The sequence below is a fragment of the Streptomyces albireticuli genome (assembly GCF_002192455.1).
Lineage (GTDB): Bacteria > Actinomycetota > Actinomycetes > Streptomycetales > Streptomycetaceae > Streptomyces > Streptomyces albireticuli_B.
In genome coordinates, this window is record NZ_CP021744.1 from 4,921,817 (window position 1) to 4,946,965 (window position 25,149).

The 25,149-nt window shown below is 70.5% G+C and carries 27 protein-coding genes, 1 tRNA gene and 1 riboswitch; of the genes, 19 read left to right on the top strand and 9 right to left on the bottom strand.

The window, feature by feature from the left end:
* Positions 1 to 16: 16 nt before the first annotated feature.
* Positions 17 to 1,345: a nicotinate phosphoribosyltransferase gene (locus SMD11_RS21200; protein WP_087927944.1), complete on the bottom strand. Its 1,329-nt coding sequence runs from the start codon at positions 1,343 to 1,345 to the stop codon at positions 17 to 19.
* A gap of 142 nt (positions 1,346 to 1,487) precedes the next feature.
* Between SMD11_RS21200 and clpS the strand changes: the two genes are divergently transcribed.
* The 7 genes from clpS to SMD11_RS21235 all read left to right on the top strand — a co-directional run bounded on the left by clpS (position 1,488) and on the right by SMD11_RS21235 (position 7,156).
* Positions 1,488 to 1,799, top strand: a complete 312-nt coding sequence (gene clpS, locus SMD11_RS21205) for an ATP-dependent Clp protease adapter ClpS (protein WP_087930643.1) — start codon at positions 1,488 to 1,490, stop codon at positions 1,797 to 1,799.
* Complete coding sequence (locus tag SMD11_RS21210; RefSeq protein ID WP_087927945.1) at positions 1,799 to 2,389, top strand: DUF2017 domain-containing protein; 591 nt, start codon at positions 1,799 to 1,801, stop codon at positions 2,387 to 2,389. The genes clpS and SMD11_RS21210 overlap by 1 nt, the downstream gene beginning before the upstream one ends.
* Before the next feature lie 374 nt (positions 2,390 to 2,763).
* Positions 2,764 to 4,269, top strand: a complete 1,506-nt coding sequence (locus tag SMD11_RS21215; protein WP_087927946.1) for an amino acid permease — start codon at positions 2,764 to 2,766, stop codon at positions 4,267 to 4,269.
* A 101-nt stretch (positions 4,270 to 4,370) separates the two neighbouring features.
* Complete coding sequence (locus tag SMD11_RS21220; protein WP_087927947.1) at positions 4,371 to 4,793, top strand: Mov34/MPN/PAD-1 family protein; 423 nt, start codon at positions 4,371 to 4,373, stop codon at positions 4,791 to 4,793.
* Positions 4,794 to 4,954: 161 nt separating this feature from the next.
* Positions 4,955 to 5,242 carry a MoaD/ThiS family protein gene (locus SMD11_RS21225; RefSeq protein WP_087927948.1) on the top strand — a complete coding sequence of 96 codons (288 nt, stop codon included), beginning with the start codon at positions 4,955 to 4,957 and terminating at the stop codon, positions 5,240 to 5,242.
* Positions 5,243 to 5,247: 5 nt separating this feature from the next.
* Positions 5,248 to 6,198 (top strand): PLP-dependent cysteine synthase family protein, encoded by a 951-nt coding sequence (locus SMD11_RS21230; RefSeq protein ID WP_087927949.1) that lies wholly within the window; start codon positions 5,248 to 5,250, stop codon positions 6,196 to 6,198.
* A gap of 205 nt (positions 6,199 to 6,403) precedes the next feature.
* Complete coding sequence (locus SMD11_RS21235; protein ID WP_087927950.1) at positions 6,404 to 7,156, top strand: MBL fold metallo-hydrolase; 753 nt, start codon at positions 6,404 to 6,406, stop codon at positions 7,154 to 7,156.
* A 113-nt stretch (positions 7,157 to 7,269) separates the two neighbouring features.
* Here the strand turns inward: SMD11_RS21235 and SMD11_RS21240 are convergent, their stop codons facing one another.
* Both SMD11_RS21240 and SMD11_RS21245 read right to left on the bottom strand, forming a co-directional pair.
* Positions 7,270 to 8,559 carry a PTS transporter subunit EIIC gene (locus tag SMD11_RS21240; protein WP_087927951.1) on the bottom strand — a complete coding sequence of 430 codons (1,290 nt, stop codon included), beginning with the start codon at positions 8,557 to 8,559 and terminating at the stop codon, positions 7,270 to 7,272.
* A 231-nt stretch (positions 8,560 to 8,790) separates the two neighbouring features.
* A complete protein-coding gene (locus SMD11_RS21245; RefSeq protein WP_087927952.1) occupies positions 8,791 to 10,104 on the bottom strand; it encodes a PTS transporter subunit EIIC in 1,314 nt (437 codons plus the stop codon).
* Between the two features lie 238 nt (positions 10,105 to 10,342).
* Here SMD11_RS21245 and SMD11_RS21250 point away from each other — a divergent pair, with 238 nt between their 5' ends.
* The 4 genes from SMD11_RS21250 to rdgB all read left to right on the top strand — a co-directional run bounded on the left by SMD11_RS21250 (position 10,343) and on the right by rdgB (position 12,553).
* A complete protein-coding gene (locus SMD11_RS21250; RefSeq protein ID WP_087927953.1) occupies positions 10,343 to 10,576 on the top strand; it encodes a glucose PTS transporter subunit EIIB in 234 nt (77 codons plus the stop codon).
* A gap of 96 nt (positions 10,577 to 10,672) precedes the next feature.
* On the top strand, positions 10,673 to 11,404 hold the full coding sequence (gene rph / locus SMD11_RS21255; protein ID WP_087927954.1) for a ribonuclease PH: 732 nt from the start codon (positions 10,673 to 10,675) through the stop codon (positions 11,402 to 11,404).
* A gap of 110 nt (positions 11,405 to 11,514) precedes the next feature.
* Complete coding sequence (locus SMD11_RS21260; protein WP_087927955.1) at positions 11,515 to 11,904, top strand: hypothetical protein; 390 nt, start codon at positions 11,515 to 11,517, stop codon at positions 11,902 to 11,904.
* Positions 11,905 to 11,950: 46 nt separating this feature from the next.
* Positions 11,951 to 12,553: an RdgB/HAM1 family non-canonical purine NTP pyrophosphatase gene (rdgB, locus tag SMD11_RS21265; RefSeq protein WP_087927956.1), complete on the top strand. Its 603-nt coding sequence runs from the start codon at positions 11,951 to 11,953 to the stop codon at positions 12,551 to 12,553.
* A gap of 46 nt (positions 12,554 to 12,599) precedes the next feature.
* Here the strand turns inward: rdgB and SMD11_RS21270 are convergent.
* From SMD11_RS21270 to SMD11_RS21285, 4 genes are all read right to left on the bottom strand, one after another.
* Positions 12,600 to 12,675: transfer RNA gene (locus tag SMD11_RS21270), tRNA-Leu, on the bottom strand.
* Complete coding sequence (locus tag SMD11_RS21275; RefSeq protein ID WP_107422013.1) at positions 12,637 to 13,488, bottom strand: HNH endonuclease; 852 nt, start codon at positions 13,486 to 13,488, stop codon at positions 12,637 to 12,639. The genes SMD11_RS21270 and SMD11_RS21275 overlap by 39 nt, the downstream gene beginning before the upstream one ends.
* 68 nt (positions 13,489 to 13,556) lie before the next feature.
* On the bottom strand, positions 13,557 to 14,180 hold the full coding sequence (locus SMD11_RS21280) for an HNH endonuclease signature motif containing protein (RefSeq protein ID WP_087927957.1): 624 nt from the start codon (positions 14,178 to 14,180) through the stop codon (positions 13,557 to 13,559).
* A 172-nt stretch (positions 14,181 to 14,352) separates the two neighbouring features.
* Positions 14,353 to 15,855: an MFS transporter gene (locus SMD11_RS21285; RefSeq protein ID WP_087927958.1), complete on the bottom strand. Its 1,503-nt coding sequence runs from the start codon at positions 15,853 to 15,855 to the stop codon at positions 14,353 to 14,355.
* A 259-nt stretch (positions 15,856 to 16,114) separates the two neighbouring features.
* On the opposite strand from SMD11_RS21285, the gene SMD11_RS35505 reads away from it, so the two are divergent.
* A complete protein-coding gene (locus SMD11_RS35505; RefSeq protein ID WP_087927959.1) occupies positions 16,115 to 16,642 on the top strand; it encodes a hypothetical protein in 528 nt (175 codons plus the stop codon).
* A complete protein-coding gene (locus tag SMD11_RS21295; RefSeq protein WP_087927960.1) occupies positions 16,642 to 17,883 on the top strand; it encodes a sensor histidine kinase in 1,242 nt (413 codons plus the stop codon). Before SMD11_RS35505 ends, SMD11_RS21295 begins: the two co-directional genes overlap by 1 nt.
* 51 nt (positions 17,884 to 17,934) lie before the next feature.
* On the opposite strand, the gene bcp is transcribed toward SMD11_RS21295, so the two are convergent.
* The gene (gene bcp, locus SMD11_RS21300; protein ID WP_087927961.1) at positions 17,935 to 18,402 is read right to left on the bottom strand and encodes a thioredoxin-dependent thiol peroxidase; all 468 of its coding nucleotides are present in this window, start codon (positions 18,400 to 18,402) and stop codon (positions 17,935 to 17,937) included.
* 165 nt (positions 18,403 to 18,567) lie between these two features.
* Between bcp and SMD11_RS21305 the strand changes: the two genes are divergently transcribed.
* The 3 genes from SMD11_RS21305 (at position 18,568) to SMD11_RS21315 (ending at position 19,843) form a co-directional block, all read left to right on the top strand.
* Positions 18,568 to 18,888, top strand: a complete 321-nt coding sequence (locus SMD11_RS21305) for a DUF3618 domain-containing protein (protein WP_087927962.1) — start codon at positions 18,568 to 18,570, stop codon at positions 18,886 to 18,888.
* A 156-nt stretch (positions 18,889 to 19,044) separates the two neighbouring features.
* Entirely contained in the window at positions 19,045 to 19,347 is a 303-nt protein-coding gene (locus SMD11_RS21310) for a GroES family chaperonin (protein WP_087930644.1), read from the top strand.
* Between the two features lie 74 nt (positions 19,348 to 19,421).
* A riboswitch (guanidine-III (ykkC-III) riboswitch) is annotated at positions 19,422 to 19,492 on the top strand.
* A 30-nt stretch (positions 19,493 to 19,522) separates the two neighbouring features.
* A complete protein-coding gene (locus tag SMD11_RS21315) occupies positions 19,523 to 19,843 on the top strand; it encodes a DMT family transporter (protein ID WP_087927963.1) in 321 nt (106 codons plus the stop codon).
* Positions 19,844 to 19,915: 72 nt separating this feature from the next.
* On the opposite strand, the gene SMD11_RS21320 is transcribed toward SMD11_RS21315, so the two are convergent.
* Positions 19,916 to 22,219, bottom strand: coding sequence for a transglycosylase domain-containing protein (locus tag SMD11_RS21320; RefSeq protein WP_087927964.1), 2,304 nt, complete (start codon positions 22,217 to 22,219; stop codon positions 19,916 to 19,918).
* Between the two features lie 288 nt (positions 22,220 to 22,507).
* On the opposite strand from SMD11_RS21320, the gene SMD11_RS21325 reads away from it, so the two are divergent.
* The 3 genes from SMD11_RS21325 to SMD11_RS21335 all read left to right on the top strand — a co-directional run bounded on the left by SMD11_RS21325 (position 22,508) and on the right by SMD11_RS21335 (position 25,124).
* Positions 22,508 to 23,308, top strand: coding sequence for an ABC transporter permease (locus SMD11_RS21325; protein WP_087927965.1), 801 nt, complete (start codon positions 22,508 to 22,510; stop codon positions 23,306 to 23,308).
* Positions 23,309 to 23,369: 61 nt separating this feature from the next.
* Positions 23,370 to 24,134, top strand: a complete 765-nt coding sequence (locus SMD11_RS21330; protein ID WP_087930645.1) for an ABC transporter permease — start codon at positions 23,370 to 23,372, stop codon at positions 24,132 to 24,134.
* Positions 24,135 to 24,152: 18 nt separating this feature from the next.
* Positions 24,153 to 25,124, top strand: coding sequence for an ABC transporter ATP-binding protein (locus SMD11_RS21335; protein ID WP_087927966.1), 972 nt, complete (start codon positions 24,153 to 24,155; stop codon positions 25,122 to 25,124).
* Positions 25,125 to 25,149 lie beyond the last annotated feature (25 nt).

The window sequence follows — 25,149 nt, forward strand, 5'->3', positions numbered from 1 at the left end:
CGTCAGGGGCGGGGGCTCAGAGGTATTCCGTCGGCAGCACGGCCTCGCCGCGCGAGAGCTGTATCGCCGACATCGGCAGCCCCGCCAGCGCCGCCCGGTGCCGGTCCCGCGCCGCGTCCAGGGGCTCCCGGGCGACGGTCTCGCCGCCCCGGACGAGCTGGACGAGCAGCTGCCGGTCCGCGAGCTCCGCGGGCACCGGGCCGGTGCCCACGACCTCGGCCTCGGCCACGCCGTCGGCGTCCGGCCGGCGGGCCGCCCACTTGCGGCCGCCGATGGAGGTCTTGCCGCCCATGGACTTCTTCGCCACCGGCCGCAGCGGGGCGTCCGGGCCGGCCGCGTCCGCGCGGGCCACGAGCTTGTAGACCATCGAGCAGGTGGGGTGGCCGCTGCCGGTCACCAGCTGGGTGCCGACGCCGTACGCGTCCACGGGCGCGGCGGCCAGCGAGGCGATGGCGTACTCGTCCAGGTCGCTGGTGACGACGATCTTCGTCTTGACCGCCCCGAGCTCGTCGAGCTGCTGGCGCACCCGGTGGGCCAGCAGCAGCAGGTCGCCCGAGTCGATCCGGACGGCGCCGAGCTCCGTCCCGGCGATCTCCACGGCCATCCGGACGGCCTCGGTCACGTCGTAGGTGTCGACGAGCAGGGTCGTGCTTCCGCCGAGGGAGTCGACCTGTGCGCGGAAGGCGTCCCGCTCGCTGTCGTGCAGCAGTGTGAAGGCGTGCGCACTGGTGCCGACGGTCGGAATGTTGTATCGGAAGCCGGCCGCGAGGTCGGACGTCGAGGCGAAGCCGCCGACATAGGCGGCGCGCGCGGCGGCGACGGCCGCCAGCTCGTGCGTGCGCCGGGCGCCCATCTCGATCAGCGGCCGGTCGCCGGCGGCGACGGCCATCCGGGAGGCCGCGGCGGCGACGGCCGAGTCGTGGTTGAGGATCGACAGGATGACGGTCTCCAGGAGGACCGCCTCGGCGAAGGTGCCCTCGACCCGCAGGACGGGGGAGCCGGGGAAGTAGACCTCGCCCTCGGGGTAGCCCCAGATGTCCCCGCGGAAGCGGTAGTCGGCGAGCCACGCGAGCGTCGGCTCGTCCACGATCCGCCGGTCGGCGAGGAAGTCCAGCACCCCGCTGTCGAAGCGGAAGTTCTCGACGGCGTCCAGCACCCGGCCGGTGCCCCCGACGACGCCGTAGCGGCGGCCCTCGGGCAGCCGGCGGGTGAAGACCTCGAAGACCGAGCGCCGGTCGGCGGTGCCGGCCCGCAGCGCGGCCTGGAGCATCGTGAGCTCGTACCGGTCCGTGAAAAGGGCCGTCGACGGCACGTCCACCGGCAGCCTCAAGTCCGCAGCGTTCATGGTCCAGATGCTACCCCCAATACTCGTCAGAGTGACGATTTCTGTGATCGACATGACGGGGAGCCCGGCGGGGACGGGCCCGGCGCCGGACACGGTGCCGGGTGGGGACCCCTTTGTGCATCGCGCGGCCGTGAGTGGCAGCATGGGAAGCGTGAGTGTTGCACCGGTCGAGATCGAGCGACCCGAGACGGGCGAATCCCCCTTCGCCGTGGCCGAACCCGATGTCCCTTGGGTGACCCTGGTCCACAACGATCCCGTCAACCTCATGAGTTATGTGACGTATGTGTTCCAGGCCTACTTCGGCTACTCCAAGGACAAGGCGCACAAGCTGATGCTCGACGTCCATCACAAGGGCCGCGCCACCGTCTCCAGCGGCAGCCGCGAGGAAATGGAGCGTGACGTGCAGGCGATGCACGGCTACGGGCTGTGGGCGACCCTGTCGCAGGACCGTTGATGGCCGGGCACTTCGAGCCGCTGCCCGGCGGCGGGGCCGCCGTCGCCCTGGACGAGGTCGAGATCTCCATCCTGCGCAGCCTGGCCGTGCAGCTCCTGGAGCTGATCGGGCCGGGCGAGAGCCAGGGCCCGGACGAGGCCGATCCGCTGGCCCGGCTGTTCGCCGAGGGCCCGAGCGAGCCGCCCGCCGACCCCGCGCTGGCCCGCCTCTTCCCGGACGCCTACGGCGACCCCGGCAGCGAGCAGGACCAGCGCGAGCGCGCGTACGCCTCCGAGTTCCGCCGCTACACCGAGAACGACCTGCGCGCCCGCAAGCGCGAGGACGCCCTGGGCGTCGTCGGCTCGCTGGACGCCCTGTCCCTGGCCGAGGGCGGCGCCGTGCTGCGGCTGTCGCCGGAGGAGTGCCGGCGCTGGCTCGGCGCGCTGAACGACCTGCGCCTCGCCATCGGCACCCGGCTGGAGGTCCGGGAGGACGACGACACCGAGGAGCTGTTCCGGCTGCCGGACGAGGACCCGCGCAAGCCGATGGTGATGGCCTATCTCTGGCTCGGTGGCTTGCAAGAGACGTTGATCGAGGCGATGACGGGGTAGGGGCGGGTCCCCCGAGGGGCGGCGCGAGCCCCCGGCGGACCCCTATGTCATGAATTCATAGGGCAATTTTCATGAACATGACATGAGTGTCCGCTCAGCGAACGCTCATTTTCGGATAACGATCGCGTCACTGTGGTGGCGGCCTATGGCCGCCACTTTTACTTTTGTCCTACTTCGCTTGTGGTGTGCCTCACACCCGCCCGGACGATCTCCGTGTCACTCGTGATAAATCTTCACGACCTGCCTCCGTGACGCCACCCATGTCACGGCGGGAGCGCTCCGCCGACCGACCGTCGGCATGCAGGACTCCATTTCCGGGGGGATCTGGACCCGATCCGCAATGGCCGGATCGGTATGGAGAAAGGCGCACCACCATGACCTCTGAGAAGGTCGCGGACCGTACCGCCAGCGCGGCGGCCGCACGGCAGAACGGAAGCGGACATGGCGCTTCCGAGGGTTACCAGCGGGGACTGGGCAACCGACAGATCCAGATGATCGCCATTGGTGGCGCCATCGGCACCGGCTTGTTCCTCGGCGCGGGCAAGGCCATATCCAAGGCCGGACCCAGCCTCATCCTGGCCTACGCCCTCGCGGGCCTGGTCATCTTCTTCATCATGCGCGCTCTCGGTGAGCTGCTCATGTACCGACCGGTGTCGGGCTCCTTCTCGGAGTACGCACGGGAGTTCCTCGGCCCGTTCTTCGGCTATGTGACCGGATGGACGTACTGGCTCTTCTGGGTCGTCACCGGGATCACCGAGGTGACCGCGGCGGCCACCTATGTGCACTACTGGGACAAATCAATCCCGCAATGGGTGTCGGCGCTCATCTTCACCGTCGTCCTCTACCTCGCCAACCTGATCTCCGTGAAGCTCTTCGGTGAGCTGGAGTTCTGGTTCTCCATGGTCAAGGTCACCGCCATCATCGGCATGATCCTGATCGGCATCGGCGTCCTCACCCTCGGCTTCTCCGACGCCGGGGACACCGCCTCCGTCAGCAACCTCTGGTCCCACGGCGGCTTCTTCGCCGGCGACGACGGCATCACCAGCATGCTGATGACGCTCCAGATCGTGATGTTCGCCTTCCTCGCCGTCGAGCTCGTCGGCGTCACGGCGGGCGAGGCCAAGGACCCGAAGAAGACCCTGCCCAAGGCGATCAACACCGTCCCGTGGCGGATCGCCGTCTTCTACATCGGTGCGCTGATCATCATCCTGTCCGTGGTCCCGTGGACCGCGTTCGAGGCCGGCAAGAGCCCCTTCGTCGAGGCCTTCGCCCGCATCGGCCTCCCGGCCGGCGCCGGCATCGTCAACTTCGTCGTCCTCACCGCGGCGCTGTCCTCCTGCAACTCCGGCATGTACTCCACCGGCCGCATGCTGCGCGACCTCGCGCTCAACGGCCAGGGCCCGAAGTTCTTCGGACAGCTGACCAAGTCCGGCCTGCCGCTGCGCGGCACCACCTTCTCCGCCGTGCTCATGCTCGTCGGTGTGTGGATCAACTACCAGTGGCCGGGCGAGGCGTTCAACTACGTCGTCTCCTTCGCGACCATCTCCGGCATGTGGGCCTGGATCATGATCCTCGTGGCCCAGCTCCGCTACCGTCGCAAGGCCGACCGCGGTGAGCTCCCGCAGTCCGAGTTCCGGGCCCCGGGCGCACCCTGGACCAGCTACTTCGCACTCGCCTTCATCCTGATGGTGATCGTGCTGATGGGCATCGACGAGGGCTCGCGGGTCTCCCTGTACTGCGCCCCCCTCTGGGGCCTGATCATGGGCGTCTCCTACCTCGTCCTCAAGCGCCGCAACCCCGCGGCCTTCGAGCGCAAGTCCACGGAGCACTACGCGAAGCTGGCCGCCGACGCGCGCGCCGAGGCCGAGCACGCCGCCTGACGCACCCCGCGTCACGGCAGCATCCCGCAGTACCCGCAGCACCGGGCCCGCCCGTACCACCCCCCTCGGTACGGACGGGCCCTCTGCTTATCCTGTCGGGCATGCTGACCCTCACCCAGGCCCTGTACGACCAGATCGTCGCGCACGCCCGCGCCGACCACCCCGACGAGGCCTGCGGCGTGGTCGCCGGCCCGGCCGGCACCGACCGCCCCGAGCGCTTCGTCCCCATGCTCAACGCCGCCCGGTCGCCCACGTTCTACGAGTTCGACTCCACCGACCTGCTCAGGCTCTACCGCGAGATGGACGACCGCGACGAGGAGCCCGTGATCATCTACCACTCGCACACCGCCACCGAGGCCTACCCCTCCCGCACGGACCTCACCTACGCCAACGAGCCGGGCGCCCACTACGTCCTCGTCTCCACCGCCGACACCGATGACGCCGGACCCTTCCAGTTCCGCTCGTACCGCATCGTCGACGGCGTGGTGACGGAGGAGGACGTGAAGATCGTCGACAGCTACTGAGGCCGCTCACCGGGTGCCACGTCCTGAGACGGGAGGGTCCGCATCGCGGGACGAACTTCCGGGGCGCGCACAAGGAATCGATACGATGCGCCCATGGTTCTCACGATGTGAGCCCCCGCGTCCCGCGCGATTCGACCCCGCACTCCGACAGGAGCACAGCCATGGCCATCGAGGTCCGCATCCCGACCATCCTCCGCACCTACACCGACGGCAAGAAGGCCGTCGAGGGCAGCGGCGCCACGATCGACGAGCTCTTCAAGGACCTGGAGACCCGCCACGCGGGCATCCGCGAGCGCCTCGTCGACGAGGCCGCCGGCGGCGAGCTGCGCCGCTTCGTCAACGTCTACCTCAATGACGAGGACGTCCGCTTCCTGGCCGGCATCACCACCGAGCTCACCGACGGCGACAGCGTCACCATCCTCCCGGCCGTGGCCGGCGGCATGGTCTGAGCGCCGTGCGCTACGACAGCCCCCTGGCCGCGGTGGGCAACACCCCGCTCGTCCGCCTGCCGCGCCTCTCCCCGTCCGGCACGGTCCGGGTCTGGGCCAAGCTGGAGGACCGCAACCCCACCGGCTCGGTCAAGGACCGCCCCGCCCTGCACATGATCGAGCAGGCGGAGAAGGACGGCCGGCTCACCCCCGGCTGCACCATCCTGGAGCCCACCTCCGGCAACACCGGCATCTCCCTCGCCATGGCGGCCAAGCTCAAGGGCTACCGCATGGTGTGCGTCATGCCGGAGAACACCAGCGAGGAGCGCCGCGCGCTGCTCGCCATGTGGGGCGCGGAGATCATCCCCTCGCCCGCCGCCGGCGGCTCCAACACGGCCGTGCGCCGGGCCAAGGAGCTGGCGCAGCGCAACCCCGACTGGGTGATGCTCTACCAGTACGGCAACCCCGACAACGCCGGCGCGCACTACGCCACCACCGGCCCCGAGATCCTCGCCGACCTCCCCGAGATCACCCACTTCGTGGCCGGCCTCGGCACCACCGGCACCCTCATGGGCGTCGGCCGCTATCTGCGCGAGCACGTGCCCGGCGTGTCGATCGTCGCCGCCGAGCCGCGCTACGACGACGTCGTCTACGGCCTGCGCAACCTCGACGAGGGCTTCGTGCCCGAGCTCTACGACGCGTCCGTCCTCACCACCCGCTACTCCGTGGGCTCCGAGGACGCCGTCCGCCGCACCCGTGAACTCCTCGCGCGGGAGGGCATCTTCGCGGGCGTCTCCACCGGCGCCGTCCTGCACGCCGCCCTCGGCGTGGCCCGCAAGGCCGAACGGGCCGGGGAGCGCGCCGACATCGCCTTCATCGTCGCCGACGGCGGCTGGAAGTACCTGTCCACGGGCGTCTACACCGCCGCCACGGACGAGGAAGCGGTCGAGACGCTGCACGGGCAGCTCTGGGCCTGACCGCGCCCGTACGCCGTCCCGCCTCATGGCCCCCTCCGCCCCCGGCCGGGGGGCGCGCGGGCCGGGCGGGGCCGCCCGGCCGTGCCGCCGTACCGGTGACTTCAACCACAACCCCAGCTCGTGGAGGAGCGACCGCCGGATCCGCGCCTTACTCTCGACGGACCGCATGGCCCCCCGTACCCGGCCCACGGAGGTTCAGGCCCGTATGAAGCTCACCGTCGTCGGATGCTCGGGGTCGTTCCCGTCCGAGGGATCGGCCTGTTCGAGCTACCTCGTAGAGGCCGACGGCTTCCGGTTGCTGCTCGACATGGGCAATGGAGCCCTGGGCGAGCTGCAACGCCACATCGGTCTCTACGACCTCGACGCCATCCTGCTGTCCCACCTGCATCCCGACCACTGCATCGACATGTGCGGGTACTTCGTCGCCCGCTACTACCGGCACGAGGGCGGCCGCGCCGGCCCCCTGCCCGTGTACGGGCCCGAGGGCACCGAGCACCGGCTGGCCACGGCCTACGGCGACGTACCCGACGAGCGCTCCATGGGGGAGGTCTTCGACTTCCGCACCCTCACGCCCGGCGCCTTCGCCCTCGGCCCGCTCACGGTCCGCACCGACCGGGTCCGCCACCCCGTCGAGGCGTTCGCCTTCCGCGTCGAGCACGACGGCCGCTCGCTCGTGTACTCCGGCGACACCGGCCCCTGCGAGGCGCTGCACACGCTCGCGCTCGGCACGGACCTGCTGCTCTGCGAGGCGTCGTTCACCTACGGCAAGGAGGACATCCCCGATCTCCATCTCAACGGCCGTGAGGCGGGGGAGCACGCGGCCCGCGCCGGGGTCGGCCGGCTGGTGCTCACGCATATCCCGCCGTGGACCGATCCGCTGACCAACCTGCGTGACGCGCGGGATGTCTTCGACGGTCCGACGGAACTTGCGCGTACGGGCGCGGTGTATGAAATTTAGTTGTTCGCTGGGCCGTTATGGCCGCCATTAAAGGTGTGCAACGGAAATGCCCCCGGAATCCAAGGGATTCCGGGGGCATTTCTTCATTTACGGTTCAGAACCGCGTCCTGGGGTCACGCCTTGAGTTCGGCGGACTCCTCCTCCGACTCACGGCCCGGCGTCTTCAAGTTGAACTTGAGGATCGCGAAGCGGAAGACGACATAGTAGATCGCGGCGAAGCACAGACCCACCAGGGCGAGCAGCCACGGCTTGGACGCGATACCCAGGTTCAGCAGGAAGTCGATCGCGCCGGCCGAGAAGCCGAAGCCGTCCTTCATGCCGAGTGCCCAGGTCAGAGCCATGGAGACACCGGTCAGCACCGCGTGGATCGCGTACAGCACCGGCGCGACGAACATGAAGGTGAACTCGATCGGCTCGGTCACACCGGTGACGAACGCGGTGAGCGCGAGCGAGAACATCATGCCGCCGACGACCTTGCGGTTCTCCGGGCGGGCGCAGTGGGTGATCGCCAGGCAGGCCGCGGGGAGCGCGAACATCATGATCGGGAAGAAGCCGGTCATGAACTGGCCGGCGTTCGGGTCACCGGCGAGGAAGCGGGCGATGTCGCCGTTCACGGTGCCCTTGGGGCCGTCGTACGAACCGGCCTGGAGCCACGGGAAGGAGTTCAGCAGGTGGTGCATGCCGACCGGGATCAGACCGCGGTTGGCGACACCGAAGATGCCCGCGCCGATCGCGCCGGAGCCGACCAGCCACTCACCGAAGCTGTGCAGACCCGTGCCGAGGACCGGCCAGATGTAACCGAAGACGACACCGAGCAGCAGACCCGCGAAGGACGACAGGATCGGCACCAGGCGGCGGCCGCCGAAGAAGCCCGCCCAGTCGGGCAGCTTGGTGCGGTAGAAGCGCTGGTAGATCAGCGCGACCACGATGCCCATCACGACACCGCCGAGCACCTTGGCGTCGACCGCCTGCTCCACCATGGCGACCTTGCCGTCGACCACGGCCGCCTTCTTCGGGAGGCTGCCGTCGGTGAAGGTGGCCAGCACCTTCGAGAAGACCAGGTAACCGGCGACGGCGGCCAGCGCCGTCGAGCCGTCCGACTTCTTGGCGAAGCCGATCGCGACACCCACGGCGAACAGCAGCGCCATGTTGTCGAGGATCGCGCCACCACCGGCGGACATGAACTCGGCGATCTTGTTCAGGAACGCCGGGAAGGACTCCTTGCCCAGCATGTCGCCCTGGCCCAGGCGGACCATCAGCGCGGCGGCGGGAAGCACCGCGACGGGCAGCATCAGGCTGCGGCCGATGCGCTGGGCGATCGCCATCGCGCCGGCGCCGAACTTCTTCTTCTCCGGCTCGGCGGCGACAGGCGCCGTCTTCGCCGCCTTGGCGCTCTTACTCATCGGATTCCTCCAGGTGAGGCGGGCGCTCGGGGGGTAAGGGGGGACGGCCCGCAATCTGGTCTACACCACTCAGTGGTTTAGACCTGTTGTAGCACGTGAGTCCGGGATAAAGGAATCCGTAGTTCCCCGTGGTCTCGCCCACAGGAGCCGCGCAGCGGAAACGGCCCCCGAGCCCAAGGCTCGGGGGCCGTCGCGCCGGGAAGCGAATCCCGGCGCAGCGTCACTGACCCCTTACTTCACGTTCTCCTGTTCGATCTCCTCCGCCACCTCTTCCGGTTCCCGGCCCGGCGTCGGCAGATCGAACTTCGTAATCGCGAAGCGGAAAATCGCATAGTAGAGGACGGCGAAGCACAGCCCGATCGGAATGATCAGCCACGGCTTCGTCGCCAGCCCCCAGTTGATCACATAGTCGATCAGGCCGGCCGAGAAGCTGAAACCGTCGTGCACCCCGAAGCCCCAGGTCACCGCCATCGACACACCCGTGAGCACGGCATGGATCGCGTACAGCACCGGAGCGATGAAGAGGAAGGAGTACTCCACCGGCTCCGTGATGCCCGTGACGAACGACGTCAGGCCCACCGAGAGCATCATGCCGCCCACCACCTTCCGGCGGTGCGGCTTCGCACAATGCGCGATCGCCAACGCCGCCGCCGGCAGCGCGAACATCATGATCGGGAAGAACCCGGTGGTGAACTGCCCCGCGTCCGGGTCACCCGCCAGGAACCGGTTGATGTCACCGTGCACGACCGTCCCGTCCGGCTTCGTGTAGTCGCCGAACTGGAACCACATGAACGTGTTCAGGAACTGGTGCAGCCCCACCACCAGCAGCGCCCGGTTCGCCACGCCGAAGACACCGGCGCCCGCCGAGCCCAGGTCCGACAGCCACTCGCTGAAGTCCGTGAGCGCGTCGCCCACCGGCGGCCACACGAACAGACAGAGCACCGCGAACACCAGCGCCACGAACGACATCAGGATCGGCACCAGCCGCCGCCCGTTGAAGAAGCCCAGCCAGTCCACCAGCCGCACCCGGTGGAACCGCATCCAGAACCAGGCGCTCAGCAGCCCGATCACGATGCCGCCGAACACCCCCGGGTTCTGGAAGCTCGCCGGGGCCGCCGTGCCGCCCGTCGAGACGCACACCCCGCTCCACAGCCCCGCCCCGCCGAACACCGTCTCGCGCGGGCAGTCCTCGGGGAACTGGTGCAGCACCGAGAAGTAGACGAGGAAGCCCACGACCGCGGCCAGCGCCGTCGAACCGTCCGACTTCTTCGCCATCCCGATGGCCACGCCCACGCAGAACAGCAGCGGCAGCCCCAGCCCCGAGTCCAGCAGCGCGCCGCCCGCACCCGCGAAGACCTTCGCCACGTCCGTCCAACCCAGGCCGTCCTTGCCGAACACGTCCGGCTGCCCGAGCCGGTTGAGGATGCCCGCCGCCGGCAGCACCGCGATCGGCAGCTGGAGGCTGCGCCCCATCTTCTGGAGGTTCTGGAAGAGGACCTGCGTCCACTTCTTCCCCCGGGGCACCGCCGCGGCGTTCGAACTCATCTGCGTCCTCCCGGCCTGCCGCCCCGGCGACAGTCACTCGGTGCTTTGCCGCATACTGGTGTAGACCACTTGCGGTGTGTTGTCCGGCCCCCGGAGCGCAGCGCCGGGTGATCGCCATTGTGGACGCCATCTTTCGTCAGATGGCGGACATACGCCCGCGTAGTTGGGCTGAACGTGGGTTACCGTGTGAAAGCCGGTCGGCGGGATCGCCGAAGGGCCGAGACAACCAGGAGTGGACATGGCCACCAAGGCTGAGAAGATCGTCGCCGGGCTCGGCGGCATCGACAACATCGAAGAGGTCGAGGGCTGCATCACCCGCCTCCGCACCGAGGTCGCCGACCCGGAACTCGTCGATGAGGCCGCCCTCAAGGCCGCCGGCGCGCACGGCGTCGTGAAGATGGGCACCGCCATCCAGGTCGTCATCGGCACCGACGCCGACCCGATCGCCGGCGAGATCGAAGACATGATGTGAGCCACTGAGCTCCCGCCGAGGGCCCCGCGCCCGGTTCGCCGCAATGAACCGGAGCGGGGCCCTTCGCAATGCCGCGGTGCCGATAGGCTCATCACCATGTCTCGCATCGACGGCCGCACCCCAGACCAGCTCCGCCCCGTGACCATCCAGCGTGGCTGGAGCAAGCACGCCGAAGGATCCGTCCTCGTCTCCTTCGGCGACACCAAGGTCTTCTGCACCGCCAGCGTCAGCGAGGGCGTCCCCCGCTGGCGCAAGGGCTCCGGCGAGGGCTGGGTCACCGCCGAGTACTCGATGCTGCCCCGCGCCACCAACACCCGCGGCGACCGCGAGTCCGTCCGCGGCAAGATCGGCGGCCGCACCCACGAGATCTCCCGCCTCATCGGCCGCTCCCTGCGCGCCGTGATCGACTACAAGGCCCTCGGCGAGAACACGATCGTCCTCGACTGCGACGTCCTCCAGGCCGACGGCGGCACCCGCACCGCCGCCATCACCGGCGCCTACGTCGCCCTCGCCGACGCCGTCACCTGGGCCCAGGGCAAGAAGCTGATCAAGCACGGCCGGCAGCCGCTGACCGGCACCGTCAGCGCCGTGAGCGTCGGCATCGTCGACGGCACCCCCCTCCTCGACCTCTGCTACGAGGAGGACGTCCGCGCCGAGACCGACATGAACGTCGTCTGCACCGGCGACGGCCGCTTCGTCGAGGTCCAGGGCACCGCCGAGGCCCAGCCCTTCGCCCGCGCCGAGCTCGACGCCCTCCTCGACCTCGCCGTCGCGGGCTGCGGACAGCTCGACGCCGCCCAGCGCGAGGCCCTCGCCCGCACCCTCTGACGGGCAACCGTAAGGCCCTGTACGAGCGTTCCTAGGGATACAGACACGGGCGTACGACCGCGAAGCGCCGCGGCCGTACGCCCGTGGCCACGCACCGGAAGGGAACCGCCATGCCCGCACGCCACCGCACCAGGGCCGCCGTCGTCCTGGCCGCCGCCGCGCTCGCCCTGCCGCTGGCCGCCGGCTGCTCCGCCGCCCAGAAGGCCGTCGACTGCGCCCGCCTCGGCGTCGAGATCACCAACGACGTCGACGACCTCCAGCGGGCCGTGACGGACGCCGCCCAGGACCCCGGCAAGGCCGACAAGATCCTGGACACCCTCGACAAGGACACCAGGAAGCTCAAGGACAAGACGGACGACACGGATGTGAGCAAGGCCCTCGACCACCTCCAGACGGCCGTGGCCAACGTCCGCGAGGCCGAGCGGCAGAACAAGGCGCCCGACCTGACACCGGTCAAGGACGCGGCCGGCGAACTGGCGAAGGTCTGCACGTCGAAGTGAGCGGGCCCCGGGGGACACGGCCGGAGCACCCGGGATAATCCCACCCATGAAGCGCCTGATCCTCGCCACCCGCAACGCCAACAAGGTCACCGAGCTCCGCGCCATCCTGGAGGAGGCGGGCCTCGACGTCGAGCTCGTCGGCGCCGACGCCTACCCCGAGATCCCGGACGTCAAGGAGACCGGCGTCACCTTCGCCGAGAACGCCCTCCTCAAGGCCCACGCCCTGGCCCGCGCCACCGGCTTCCCGGCCGTCGCCGACGACTCCGGCCTCTGTGTCGACGTCCTCAACGGCGCCCCCGGCATCTTCTCGGCCCGCTGGGCCGGCACCCACGGCGACGACAAGGCCAACCTCGACCTCCTCCTCGCCCAGCTCGGCGACATTGCCGACGAACACCGCGCCGCGCACTTCGCCTGCGCCGCGGCCCTCGCCCTCCCGGACGGCACGGAGCGCGTGGTCGAAGGCCGTCTGGAGGGCACCCTGCGCCACGAGCCGTCGGGCACCGGCGGCTTCGGCTACGACCCGGTCCTCCAGCCCCTGGGCGAGACCCGCACCTGCGCGGAACTGACCCCGGCGGAGAAGAACGCGATCAGCCACCGGGGGAAGGCGTTCCGGGGCCTGGTGCCGGTGGTCCGGGAGCTGCTGGGGTGATGAACGCGAAGTGCGCGGCACCGATCGGCGCCGCGCACTTCCGAAGTGGGCCCGGTGGGACTCGAACCCACGACACACCGGACCTAAACCGGCGCCCTCTTGGCCAGCTGGGGTACGGACCCGTGGCGCCCACTGTACTGTGCCTCGCCACACGCCCGCGAAGGGACTGTTGTACGGGATGACCTGTTCGAGAACGTGCGGGTCTGGCTGTGGCAGGACGGGCACAGATACCGCAGATTCTCGGTGCGGTTGTCCAGGCGGTCGCCGTTGATGTGGTCGATCTCCAGGACGAGTCGCTTGCCTTGCCAGGTGCCGCTGATACCGCATGCGCCACAGACGTGAGGGACGCCGAGCTCGTCGAGCGACCGCCGGAGGAGAACGGTCTTTGTCCGAGGCGAACCTGGCGGCAGTCTCCGGAGGATCTCCGAGGCGTTCTTCCGGTTGTGCGAGGGCCGTCCGCGTTGATGCCCCTGCCCGACGAAGTGCGATGTGGAGATCCCGTACGTCGCGATGCTCCGCTTGGCCAGTGCGCGGCCCGCTCCACCGTTGGGCCGCCCCAGCGTCCGCATCACCCCGGCCAGACTGTAGGACTCGGCGACCGCTTTCCGTAGCTCGATCTCCGGAATCAGCGTCGCCCCACGGTTTCCCCGCCTGCCTGTGAAGTGCGAGGTGTCGATACCGTAGCGCTCAAGCTTCCTGCCGAGGTGGCTGTACGCGCTGTCATACGGCGGAACGCCCATGTACTCGAGCATCTCCCGGATGCTGTGACAACGGGTGGCCGCCTCCTCCAGTAGTTCCTTGGAGTAGCTGCGCCGCGCACGTGGGGGGAGAGGTTCCTCGACGAAGTGCCCGGTGGCTATGCCGTAGTGGTCGAGACGACTGCGGAGGTATCTGAGCGGCCCACTGCCGAGAGGGGCATCGAGTCTGCGCAGCATGTCGATGAGGCTGGTGGACGTAGCGGCCGTCCTGGTCAGCCGGTCCTCGGTGTACGAGGCGCGCTGTGTCACGCTGGGTTCCTTCGCTTCCGGCCGCGGTAGGTATCGGTCACCGCATGGCAGTTGGGGCAGAGGAAGCGGAGGTTCTCCGGCCGGTTGTCCCACCAGTCACCGTTGAGGTGGTCCACCTCCAGCCGGAGGGGTTCGCCGTTCCATACAGTGCCGTTCCCGCACTCGGCGCACGATTCGTCCGCACCGGTCTTCAGCAGTGCCCGGCGCAGTCTCTGGCCCGAGACGCGTCCGTCCGACGGTGAGCCCATCGTGAGCAGGCTCCTGGAAGCCCGCTTCGGCCCGGTGCGAGCCGCCGAGAAGTGAGAGGTGTCGATGCCGAGCGCCGCGATTCGCCGCCCGATATGAGCCTGGTTCCCGCCCACCGGGCTGATGCCGAGTCGCCGCACCACCTCCACGACGCTTCCCGAAAGAGCGACCAGCTCCCGCAGCGTCGCCTCTGTGTGGCGGACCCGGCTCGTCGTGAAGTGCGAGGTGTCCACCCCGAGCTCGGCCATCCTGGCCCGGATGTACGTCCGGCTGCCCGGTGTCGACGTGCCACCGCACCGGCGCACCGCCTCGTCGTACGACGCCGAGGCGCGTGCGACCTCGACGAGCATCTCGCATGTGTACCTGACCGGCATGGTTCCCCTCCGTACGGACCGGCGGAGGGTTCCCGGACCCGCGGCCGCGTCCGGGAACCCTCACTCACCGGTAATGGCTTCAGAGTCCTGGGCACGGCCGCGTCCACACGTTCGCGGCCTCGAACTCCTCAACGAAGGGATCATCGGACAGTTACGCCGAAGGCTGGACGTGTCAGAACTTCGGGTCCGGCGCCCGGGACGTCACTATTTCCGCCGCCTCCTCCTTCGTGGAGACCGACGGCGGGGAGCCCTCCAGCGGCTGGCGGGCCGTCTCGCGCATGCAGGCCACCGCGACCATGCCGACCAGCGCCGCGGCCATCGCGTAGAAGGCCGGGGCCATGTCGCTGCCCGTGGCGTGGATCAGGCCCGTGACCGCCAGTGGGGTCGTGCCGCCGAAGAGGGACGTCGAGAGGTTGTAGCCGATGGACAGCGAGCCGTAGCGGACCGGGGTGGGGAAGAGGGCGGGCAGGGCGGAGGACATCGTGCCGAGGAGGCAGACCAGGGGGAGGCCGAGCATCAGCATGCCGCCGGAGACCGCCACCAGGCCGCCCTGCTTGAGGAGGAGGAACGCCGGGACCGACAGCAGGAAGAAGCCGCCCATGCCCGCCATCAGGAGCGGCTTGCGGCCGAGGCGGTCGTTGAGCCGGCCGACGAAGGTCATCAGCAGCATCAGCAGGACCATCGTGACGATCAGGATCACCAGGCCGTGGGCGTCGTCGTAGCCGAGCTCGTCGGTGAGGTACGTCGGCATGTAGGACAGCAGCATGTAGTCCGTGATGCCGTACGCGCCGGCCAGCACGACGCACAGCAGCAGCCGCGACCACTGGGTGACGAAGATCTGCTTCAGCTCGGCGCTCTCGCTGCTGAGCGGCTCCCCGGCCGGGCTCCCGCTCTCCTCCTCCAGCTTCTGGTAGGCCGGGGTGTCCTCCAGCCTCAGCCGGAGGTAGAGGCCGACGAGGCCGAGCGGGCCGGCGACCAGGAAGGGCACCCGCCAGCCCCAGTCGGCCATGGCCGCCGAGCCGAGCGTCGTGCTCATGAGGGTGACGAGGCCGGCCGCGCCGATGTAGCCCGCGAGGGTGCCGACTTCGAGGAAGCTGGCGAAGAAGCCGCGCCGCTTGTCGGGCGCGTACTCGGCTATGAAGGTGGACGCGCCGCCGTACTCGCCGCCGGTGGAGAAGCCCTGGAGCATCCGGAAGCAGATCAGCAGGACCGGTGACCAGAAGCCGATGGTCGCGTAGGAGGGGATCAGGCCGATCGCGAAGGTGCCGGAGGCCATCAGGATCATGGTCAGGGCCAGTACGCGCTTGCGGCCGACGCGGTCGCCGAGCGGGCCGAAGAACAGGCCGCCCAGGGGCCGGACGAGGAACGCCACGGCGAAGGTGGCCAGCGAGGACAGCAGCCGGACGGTGTCGTTCCCGGAGGGGAAGAAGACGTCCCCGAGGGTCACGGCCAGGTAGCTGTAGATGCCGAAGTCGAACCACTCCATCGCGTTGCCGAGGGCCGCCGCCTTCACCGCGCGGCGGACGGTCGCCTCGTCCGTGACGGTGATGTCGGTGCGCCGCAGCGGGGGGTTGCGGCGCCGGGCGACGGCCCGGAACAGGGCGGGGTGGCGTCTGACCGCCGCCGGGTCGGTCGTCGTCTCGGTCTCCGCCTCGGGGCTGCTGCCGGTGGACACGGCTCGGCTTCCTCTCGTTCGGCTCGGCCGCGTGGTGCGCCGACAGTGCTCGTACGGGTGGGCGTGATGCGTCTGCGCGCTGTGCGACGGCTCAAACCGGTGGGGTGGGGGTGAGGGAGATAGGTCACTCGGGCGAGGCAGGGCGGGAGGGAACCTGATATAGGCATGAAGGGAACGCGTCGCCCGAATTCACCGTCCTCAGAGCTGAGGGCGGGCAGCACCCCCTCATCAGCACGTCCCCACCCAGGAAGAGAGGCCGATGGCCGACCGTGCCGAGTCTCGCCGGGCCAGACCGCGTACCGTCGTGGCGGTCTTCGCGGCGGTGACCGCCGTGGCGTTCGGTGGCGTGTGGTTCAGCCAGGCGCAGGACCGTGCGAGCGCGGTGTCCGACGCCCCGAAGACGGCGGCGGCCCAGAAGTCGAAGGCGCCGCGCGGGGTGGGCGAGGCGAAGGTCGACGCCGCGCCGGCGAAGACCCCGGGGGTGCGCGAGTGCGGGCTGGGCGAGCCGGTCGTGGAGCCGGAGATCATCACACTGACGTGCGCGGACGCCGGGATGGTGGCGAGCGGGATCACCTGGGCGCACTACGCGCTGGACGGCGCCGAGGGCAATGGTGTGGTGCAGGTGTCACGAGGTGCGAACGGGGCGGGTGTGACGTCCTTCCCGGCGCGTTTCCGGCTCTACGGCGCGAAGAACGTCGACGGGAAGATGGCGTTCACCGGCCTGGAGGTCGACTACACGGGGGCCACGCCCCTCGGTGAGTCGCGGGAAACGTACTCGATCGCGTGATGGGAATCCGTGGCCGGATCGCGCTCGCGATCTCCTTCGTCACCGCACTCGCCGTCGTCCTCCTCGGCCTCGCCGTCCACCACATCTCGGCCGTGGAGCGCGCCGGGCAGGCGCAGTCGTACCAGGACAGCCTGCTCAGCTCGGCGCTCCAGGTCTACCAGCGGGACAGCCTGCTCGCGCTCGGCGCGCAGCTCGACGACTCCACGCTGCCGCCGGTGCTGATGGAGGCGGTCCGCGAGGGCCGTTCCGGTACGTACATCAGCGGTGGCGGCGACCCCCGGGTGTGGGCGGCGACGGAGGTCGACGGCGGCAAGGTGCTGTCGGTGTCGGCGCCCTACCCGGACCGTGACCCGCTCCAGCGGGCGCTGGACAAGGCGCTGGTGGTGGCCGGCGCGGCCACGGTGGCGCTGATGGCGGTGGTCGCGTGGTTCGTGGCGCAGAGCCTGTCGCGGCGGCTGCGGCACAGCGCGGCGGCGGCGCGCCGGATCGCGGCGGGGGAGCCGCCGGACCCGGAGGCGCTGGCGGCCGGCGGCCGGGACGAGGTCGCGGAACTGGGCCGGTCGGTGCACCACATGGCGGCGTCGCTGGCGGCGCGGGTGGAGGCGGAGCGCGAGTTCACCGCGGACGTGGCGCACGAGCTGCGGACGCCGGTGGCCGGCCTGGTGGCCTCGGCGGAGCTGCTGCCGCACCCGCGGGCGGTGGAGATGGTCCGGGAGCGGGCGCAGACGATGCGGGTGCTGGTCGAGGATCTGCTGGAGGTGTCGCGGCTGGACGCCGGCCGGGAGCGGGCGCAGCTCGACGAGGTGGAACTGCCGTCGCTGGTGCGCGGGATCGTGAAGCGCGCGCAGGGTCAGCGTGGGGTCGACGAGGTGTCGGTCGAGGTGGCCGGCGAGGGCCGGATCGTGGCGACGGACGCCCGCCGGGTGGAGCGGATCCTGGTGAACATCCTGGGCAACGCGGCGAAGCACGGGAAGCCGCCGATCGAGGTGCTGGTGGAGGGCACCCGGATCACGGTGCGCGACCACGGTGACGGCTATCCGCCGGAGCTGGTGGACCAGGGGCCGCGGCGGTTCCGCACGGCGGCGCCGGAGCGTGGCACCGGGCACGGCCTGGGGCTGACGATCGCGGTGGGCCAGGCGGTGGTGCTGGGGGCGCGGCTGGAGTTCGGCTCGGCGGAGGGCGGCGGCGCGCAGGCGGTGCTGGACCTTCCGGAGGCGGAGGCGCCGGCGGAGGGCCGGTAGCCGTACGGGCCGGGGGAAGCCGGCCCGCACGGCGTGCGGGGGACCGGGCGGCTACAGGCCCAGGTCCTTGATGATCTTCGCGACGTGGCCGGTGGCCTTCACGTTGTAGAGGGCGCGCTCGACCTTGCCCTCCTCGTCGACGATGATCGTCGACCGGATGACGCCCGTGACGGTCTTCCCGTACAGCTTCTTCTCGCCGAAGGCGCCGTAGGCCTCCAGCACCTTCTTCTCCGGGTCCCCGACGAGGGTGACCGCGAGCTCCTCCTTCTCGCGGAACTTCGCGAGCTTCTCCGGCTTGTCGGGGGAGACGCCGATCACGTCGTAGCCGTGGCCGGCGAGGAAGTCGAGGTTGTCCGTGAAGTCGCAGGCCTGCTTGGTGCAGCCCGGGGTGAGGGCGGCCGGGTAGAAGTAGACGATGACCTTGCGGCCCTTGCGGTCGGCGAGCGAGACCTGCTTGCCGTCCGCGTCGGGCAGGGTGAAGGCGGGGGCGGTGTCGCCGGGCTGAAGTCGCTCGCTCATGACTCTCCTCGTCGTGACCTGGGGGCGGCGCCGTGGTGACGGGCGCCGCTCCCCGAGACTAGCCACCGCGTGGATCGGGGGTGCCGCGGGGCACGGCGTCCGGCGAGCTGACAGACTGTCGTCATCACTCATCATCACTCTTATCGAGACGACGGAGGCAGCGCGGTGTCGGAAGCCAGGACCCCTGCGCAGATCGAGGCGGACATCGCCCGCAGGCGGGAAGAGCTCGCCGTGACGCTCGACGAGATCGGGATGCGGATGCACCCGAGCACGATCGTGGGCGATGCGAAGGCCAAGGTGGCCGCGAAGGTGGACGCCACCGCGGGCCGTGCTTACGTGGCGGCGAACCGGCTGGTGTCGGACGTGCGGGCGCGGTTCGTGACGGAGGAGGGCGCGCCGCGGCTGGACCGGATCGTGCCGGTGGCGATGGTGGCCGTGGGTGTGATCGGGCTGCTGACGGTCTCCTCGCGTCGTCACAAGGCGTAGTGCCGGTACCCCCGGGTGCCTTCGGGTACCGGGCGTAACCGGGAGGATCCCGGCGGATCCTGGCGGATCCCGGCCTGAGGCCTCGGGGGGCGGGCGCGGCCAGGTACGGTCAGGGGCGTGAGTACCCATACCACCCACGACAAGCTGCCCATCCGGATGCTGCACGATCGCGTGCTGGTCCGGACCGACATTCCCGAGGGCGAGCGCCGGTCCACCGGCGGCATCGTCATTCCGGCGACGGCGGCGGTGGGCCGCCGGCTGGCCTGGGCCGAGGTCGTGGCGGTCGGGCAGAGCGTGCGCACGGTGGAGCCGGGCGACCGGGTGCTGTACGACCCGGAGGACCGCGCCGAGGTGGAGGTGCGCGGTGTCGCGTACGTCCTGATGCGCGAGCGGGATCTGCACGCGGTGGCGGCGGAGCGGCTGGAGGGGTCGGACGACTCCACGGGTCTCTACCTCTGACGCCTCCGGCGGCCTCCGGCGACTGTGACTCCTTGACGTCCCATGGATCCGGGCACGTCCCCGCTACCCGCGTTTCGTCCTTTTTGATACGGTCGTAAGAGCCCGACGAGACGCGCCGTACCGGGTCAGGACAAGACGACGCACCCCTGTAGGTAGATTCCACGGAGGTGCCGTCATGGCATGGGTCCTGCTCGCCGTCGCCGGTCTGCTCGAGGTCGGCTGGTCGATCGGCATGAAGTTCACCGACGGGTTCACGCGGCTGTGGCCGACCGTGTTCACCGTCGCGGGTATCGCCGCCAGCATGCTGCTGCTGTCGCAGGCCGCGAAGTCGCTCCCCATCGGCACCGCCTACGGCGTGTGGGTGGGCATCGGCGCGGCCGGCGCCGCGGTGCTGGGCATGGTGGTGCTGGGCGAGCCGGCGACCGCCGCGCGGATCTTCTTCGTCGTGCTGCTGCTGGTGGCGGTGGTGGGCCTGAAGGCCACCTCGGGCCACTGACGCCCGGCGGAGCCCGTATAGATACGGAGGGGCGGCCCGGAACCTCGGTTCCGGGCCGCCCCTCCGCGTGTCTCAGTAGTCGTAGCCCAGCAGGTCGCCCTTGTCGATGCCGTGCTTCCCGCTCAGGCCGCCCCGGGGCTCGCCCGGCTCGAAGGTGAAGATCGGCGGGATCGTCGGGGGAGTCGGCGGGCCCGGGAACGTCGGCGGCCCGGTGGGCGGCACCGGCGGCGCGGAGGTGCGCGGCGGGACCGTCGGCGGCGCGGTGGTGGGCGGCGGGGCGCTGGGCGACTCCGGGGGCTCCGAGGTGGCGGGCGGCTCCAGCGGCGGGACGGTGCCGCCGCTCGCGGTGTCCAGGTCGAAGTCCTTGACGGGGGTGCCGGACAGGGCGGCGGCGGTGTACGCCCCCCAGATCTCGGCGGGGTAGCCGCCGCCGTTGATGCGGTCGAGCCCGGTCGCCCCGTAGAGCGGCTTCTGGTCGCCGGTGTCGGAGTCCTGGCCCATGACGGCGACGACGGTGGCGAGGTCCGGGGTGTAGCCGGCGAACCAGGCGGCCTTGTCCTCCTCGGCGGTGCCGGTCTTGCCGGCGGCGGGGCGCCCGGCGGCCTGGGCGGCGGCGCCCGTGCCGTTGTCGACGACGCTCTGGAGGATCGCGGTGGTGGTGTCGGCGGCCTCGCGGGAGACGGCCTGCTTGGTGTCCTTGCCGGGCAGGGAGACGCTCTCGCCGCCCTTGGTGACCTTGTCGACCAGGGTGTAGGCGCCGTGCCTGCCGTGGTTGGCGAGGGTCGCGTAGGCCTGGGTCATGTCGAGGACGCTGGCGGTGGCGACGCCGAGGGCGATGGACGGGGTGGCGATCAGCTCGGGCGTCTTCTCGGGGATGCCGAGGGCGACGGCGGTGTTCTTGACCTTGGCGGGGCCGACGTCCTGGGCCATCTGGGCGTAGACGGCGTTGACGGACAGGTCGGTGGCCTTGGTGACGGTGATCCGGCCGTAGGAGCGGTCGTCCTCGTTGGCCGGGGCGAAGCCGACCGGTCCGCCGGGCCCGCGCACGGGGCGCTTGTTGGTGCCGTCGTAGACGGTGTTGGGGGTGATCGCGCGGCCGTCCTGGGTGGTGGAGTCGTTCTCCACGGCCGAGGTGAAGACGAAGGGCTTGAAGGTGGAGCCGACCTGGTAGTCGCGGCGGGTGGCGTTGTTGACGTACTGCTTGGTGTAGTCGATGCCGCCGTAGAGGGCGACGACCCGGCCCGTCCTGGGGTCGATGGAGGCGCCGCCGGCCCTGACGTACCGGTCGACCGTGCGGCCCTCGCTCAGCTCGTCCATCAGCCGCTTCTGCACGGCGTCGACGAAGGCGTCCTGCTTCTTGCGGTCGATGGTGGTGGTGATGCGGTAGCCGCCGCGGGCCAGGGTCTGCTCGTCGACGAGCTTGTTGTTGGTGAGGTGGTCCTTGACGGCCTCGACGAGATAGCCGCGCTGCCCGGACATGCCGACGCGCGGCTTGGACTTCCCGGGCGCCGGGAAGCTCATCTTCGCCCGGTCCTCGGGGGTGAGCCACTTCTTCTTGACCATGCCGTCGAGGACGTAGTTCCAGCGGGCCGTGGCGCGCGGCTTGTTCTCCGGGTGGGCGCCGACGTCGTAGGCGCTGGGGGCGTTGAGGAGGGTGGCCAGGTAGGCGCCCTCCGCGGCGTTCAGCCGGTCGGAGTCCTTGCCGTAGTAGGCCTGGGCGGCGGCCTGGATGCCGTAGGCGTTCCGGCCGAAGTAGCTGGTGTTGAGATAGCCCTCGAGGATCTCGTCCTTGCTCTGCTCGCGGTCGAGCTTGATCGCGATGAAGAACTCCTTCACCTTGCGGGTGACGGTCTGCTCCTGGCCCAGGTAGTAGTTCTTGACGTACTGCTGGGTGATGGTGGAGCCGGACTGCTTGCCCTTGCCGGTGGCGGTGTTCCAGGCGGCGCGGAGCATGGCCTCGGGGTTGACGGCCGACTCGGAGTAGAAGTCGCGGTCCTCGGCGGCGAGGACCGCGTGCTGGACGTCCCGGGGGACCTTGCTCAGGGAGACGCTCTCGCGGTTGACCTCGCCGTCGCGGGCGAGCTGGGAGCCGTCGGAGTAGAGGTAGACGTTGCTCTCGGCGACGGCGGCCCGGTTGGCCGCGGGGATGTGCACCAGCATGTAGCCGGCGACGAGGGCGCCGGCGATGAGCAGGACGATCAGCAGGAAGCCGCCGAGCACCATGCGCCAGGTCGGCAGGAGGCGGCGCCATCCGGTGCGCTTGGGGCGGCCGGGTCTTCCTCTGCGGCCGGGCCCGGTGCCGTCCTTCGGCGACCAGCCCGCCGGCCGGGTGTGGTCACCGCCGGCCGGCCGCTGCTGTGACTGCTCGTCGCTCATGTCTGTTGGGACTCCTCGGCCGCCACCGGGGTTGTGCGACCGCGGTGAGGGCGGTGTTGTGTCGGGCGGTCCGCCGTGCGGCTTACGCCCCGTAAAACACTTTCGCATCATGCGTTCCGCGCCAAGGGGGCGTAGCGCACCTGCGACGGCCCGGTAAGGGCCGTCCGGGTCAGGCCGACCACTCCTTGGGGTGAAAAAGCCGTGGTCGGCGGCTGAACAGGGCCGCTAAGCTCCCTGGGCTCCGGAGGCGGCGGACTATCGAGGTTCAACGACGGGAGGTGCCCCGGGATGCGGCTCTACGCGGCCGTGGCCGTGAGTGGTTTCCGGCGGTATGCCACGTATCGCGTCGCGACGGCCGCGGGCGTCTTCACCAATACGGTGTTCGGCTTCATCATCGCCTACACCTTCCTCGCGCTCTGGGACGAGCGTCCCCACCTCGGCGGCTACGACCAGTCGCAGGCCCTCACCTTCGTCTGGGTGAGCCAGGGGCTGCTGGCCGCCGCGGCCCTGCTCGGCGGCGGCTTCCAGGAGGAGCTCCAGGAGCGCATCCGCTCCGGGGACATCGCCGTCGACCTCTACCGCCCCGCCGACCTCCAGCTGTGGTGGCTCTCCGCCGACCTCGGCCGGGCCGTCTTCCACCTGCTGGGCCGGGGCGCCGTCCCGCTCGCGGTCGGCGCGCTCGTCTTCGACCTGACGCTGCCCGCCGACCCGCTGCGCTGGCTCGCCTTCCTGCTCTCGGTGCTGCTCGGCGTCGTGGTGGGCTTCGCGCTGCGCTTCCTGGTGGCCCTGTGCGCCTTCTGGCTGCTCGACGGCGCCGGCGTCAACATGATCAGCGCACTGATGTGCATGTTCTTCTCGGGAATGCTGTTGCCGCTGACCGTCTTCCCCGGCCTCTTCGGCGAGGTCGCCCGGCTGCTGCCCTGGGCGGCCATGCTCCAGGTGCCCGTGGACGTGCTGCTCGGCATGCACGCCGGGCCCGGCCTCGCCCGCGCGCTGGGCTTCCAGGCCCTGTGGGCGGCGCTGCTGCTGGGCACCGGGCGGGCGCTCCAGTCCCTGGCGACCAGGAAGGTGGTGGTGCAGGGTGGCTGACGCCCTCTCCCGGGTCCGGGGCGTCCCCGCGGGACTGCGCGCCTACGGCCTGATCGTCGCGATGTGGGTGCGCTCGACGATGGCCTACCGGGCGTCCTTCCTGATGACGACGGCCGGCAACTTCGCGGCCAGTGTCCTCGACTTCGTCGCCATCATGATCATGTTCTCGCACATCGACCGGCTCGGCGGCTTCACCCTCCCCGAGATCGCGTTGCTGTACGGGGCGACGAGCACCTCCCTGGGCCTCGCGGACCTCGCCCTCGGCAACATGGACCGGGTCGGGCAGCGCGTCCGCGACGGCACCCTCGACACCCTGCTGGTCCGCCCCGCGCCCGTCGTCGTCCAGGTAGCCGCCGACCGCTTCGCGCTGCGCCGCCTCGGCCGGGTCTGCCAGGGCCTGCTCGTCCTCGGCTGGGGCGTGGCGCGCACGGACCTCGCCTGGACCCCGGCGAAGGCCCTCTTCGCGGTGGTGACGGTGGTCGCCGGGGCCGCGATCTTCGCCGCCGTCTTCATCGCCGGCGCCGCCTTCCAGTTCTGGGCGGCCGACGCCTCCGAGGTGCAGAACTCCTTCACCTACGGCGGCTCGACGATGCTCCAGTACCCGCCGGCGGTCTTCGCCCGGGAACTGGTGCGCGGGGCGACCTTCGTGGTGCCGCTCGCCTTCGTCAACTGGATCCCGGTGCTGCGCCTGCTGGGCCGGGACGACCCGCTGGGCCTGCCGGGCTGGGTGGACTTCTGCGGGCCGGCGGTGGCGCTCGCGATGCTCGCGGTGTCGGGACTGCTGTGGCGGGTGGGGCTGAGGAACTACCGGAGCACGGGAAGCTGAGAGGTGGCTGGGGACGCGTTGTCCGAGGACGGGTTCATCGAACTGGACGGTGTCGAGAAGGTCTTCGACGTCCGTCGCAAGGCGGGCTTCCTGCGCCGCGAGCGGCACCGGGTGCGGGCCGTGGACGGCATCGGCTTCCGCGTCGGGCGCGGCGAGATGGTCGGCTACATCGGCCCCAACGGCGCCGGGAAGTCCACCACCATCAAGATGCTCACGGGCATCCTGACACCCAGCGCGGGCCGGCTGCGCGTCGCGGGCATCGACCCCTCGCGCGACCGCACCAGGCTCGCGCACCGGATCGGCGTGGTCTTCGGGCAGCGCACCACCCTCTGGTGGGACCTGCCGCTGCGCGACTCGTACGGCCTGGTGCGCCGCATGTACCGGGTCCCCGAGGCCCGCTACCGCGCCAACCTGGAGCGCTGCGTGGAGCTCCTGGACCTGGGCGCCCTCCTCGACGTGCCGGTGCGCCAGCTCTCCCTCGGCCAGCGGATGCGCGGGGACATCGCCGCCGCCCTGCTGCACGACCCCGAGGTGCTCTACCTCGACGAGCCGACCATCGGCCTGGACGTGGTCAGCAAGGCCAAGGTCCGCGGCTTCCTGCGCGAGGTCAACGCCGAGCGGGGCACGACGGTCCTGCTGACCACGCACGACCTCACCGACATCGAGCAACTGTGCAAGCGCGTGATGGTCATCGACCACGGCCGGCTGGTCCACGACGGCGGCCTGGCCGAGCTGCACGCGGCCGGGGAGAGCGAGCGCACGCTCGTCGTCGACCTGGAGCGCGAACTCCCGCCGATCGAGGACGTGCCCGGCGCGCGCCCGGTCAGGGTGGAGGGGCCGCGGCAGTGGCTGGCGTTCGGGACGGGGCAGAGCGCGGCGCCGATCGTGGCGGTGGTGGCGGAGCGGTATCCGCTGGTGGACCTGTCGGTGCGGGAGCCGGACATCGAGGACGTGATCGCGCGGATGTACGCGGGCGGGCGGGGGTTGTAGCCGGGGTGGGCGGGGTCCTTGAGCG

Coding starts and splice junctions, on each gene's coding strand:
- SMD11_RS21200 (WP_087927944.1), bottom strand. CDS start 1,345: ATGAACGCTGCGGACTTGAGGCTGCCGGTGGACGTGCCGTCGACGGCC.
- clpS (WP_087930643.1), top strand. CDS start 1,488: ATGGGAAGCGTGAGTGTTGCACCGGTCGAGATCGAGCGACCCGAGACG.
- SMD11_RS21210 (WP_087927945.1), top strand. CDS start 1,799: ATGGCCGGGCACTTCGAGCCGCTGCCCGGCGGCGGGGCCGCCGTCGCC.
- SMD11_RS21215 (WP_087927946.1), top strand. CDS start 2,764: ATGACCTCTGAGAAGGTCGCGGACCGTACCGCCAGCGCGGCGGCCGCA.
- SMD11_RS21220 (WP_087927947.1), top strand. CDS start 4,371: ATGCTGACCCTCACCCAGGCCCTGTACGACCAGATCGTCGCGCACGCC.
- SMD11_RS21225 (WP_087927948.1), top strand. CDS start 4,955: ATGGCCATCGAGGTCCGCATCCCGACCATCCTCCGCACCTACACCGAC.
- SMD11_RS21235 (WP_087927950.1), top strand. CDS start 6,404: ATGAAGCTCACCGTCGTCGGATGCTCGGGGTCGTTCCCGTCCGAGGGA.
- SMD11_RS21240 (WP_087927951.1), bottom strand. CDS start 8,559: ATGAGTAAGAGCGCCAAGGCGGCGAAGACGGCGCCTGTCGCCGCCGAG.
- SMD11_RS21245 (WP_087927952.1), bottom strand. CDS start 10,104: ATGAGTTCGAACGCCGCGGCGGTGCCCCGGGGGAAGAAGTGGACGCAG.
- SMD11_RS21250 (WP_087927953.1), top strand. CDS start 10,343: ATGGCCACCAAGGCTGAGAAGATCGTCGCCGGGCTCGGCGGCATCGAC.
- rph (WP_087927954.1), top strand. CDS start 10,673: ATGTCTCGCATCGACGGCCGCACCCCAGACCAGCTCCGCCCCGTGACC.
- SMD11_RS21260 (WP_087927955.1), top strand. CDS start 11,515: ATGCCCGCACGCCACCGCACCAGGGCCGCCGTCGTCCTGGCCGCCGCC.
- rdgB (WP_087927956.1), top strand. CDS start 11,951: ATGAAGCGCCTGATCCTCGCCACCCGCAACGCCAACAAGGTCACCGAG.
- SMD11_RS21275 (WP_107422013.1), bottom strand. CDS start 13,488: ATGCTGCGCAGACTCGATGCCCCTCTCGGCAGTGGGCCGCTCAGATAC.
- SMD11_RS21280 (WP_087927957.1), bottom strand. CDS start 14,180: ATGCCGGTCAGGTACACATGCGAGATGCTCGTCGAGGTCGCACGCGCC.
- SMD11_RS35505 (WP_087927959.1), top strand. CDS start 16,115: ATGGCCGACCGTGCCGAGTCTCGCCGGGCCAGACCGCGTACCGTCGTG.
- SMD11_RS21295 (WP_087927960.1), top strand. CDS start 16,642: ATGGGAATCCGTGGCCGGATCGCGCTCGCGATCTCCTTCGTCACCGCA.
- bcp (WP_087927961.1), bottom strand. CDS start 18,402: ATGAGCGAGCGACTTCAGCCCGGCGACACCGCCCCCGCCTTCACCCTG.
- SMD11_RS21310 (WP_087930644.1), top strand. CDS start 19,045: ATGCTGCACGATCGCGTGCTGGTCCGGACCGACATTCCCGAGGGCGAG.
- SMD11_RS21315 (WP_087927963.1), top strand. CDS start 19,523: ATGGCATGGGTCCTGCTCGCCGTCGCCGGTCTGCTCGAGGTCGGCTGG.
- SMD11_RS21320 (WP_087927964.1), bottom strand. CDS start 22,219: ATGAGCGACGAGCAGTCACAGCAGCGGCCGGCCGGCGGTGACCACACC.
- SMD11_RS21325 (WP_087927965.1), top strand. CDS start 22,508: ATGCGGCTCTACGCGGCCGTGGCCGTGAGTGGTTTCCGGCGGTATGCC.
- SMD11_RS21330 (WP_087930645.1), top strand. CDS start 23,370: ATGTGGGTGCGCTCGACGATGGCCTACCGGGCGTCCTTCCTGATGACG.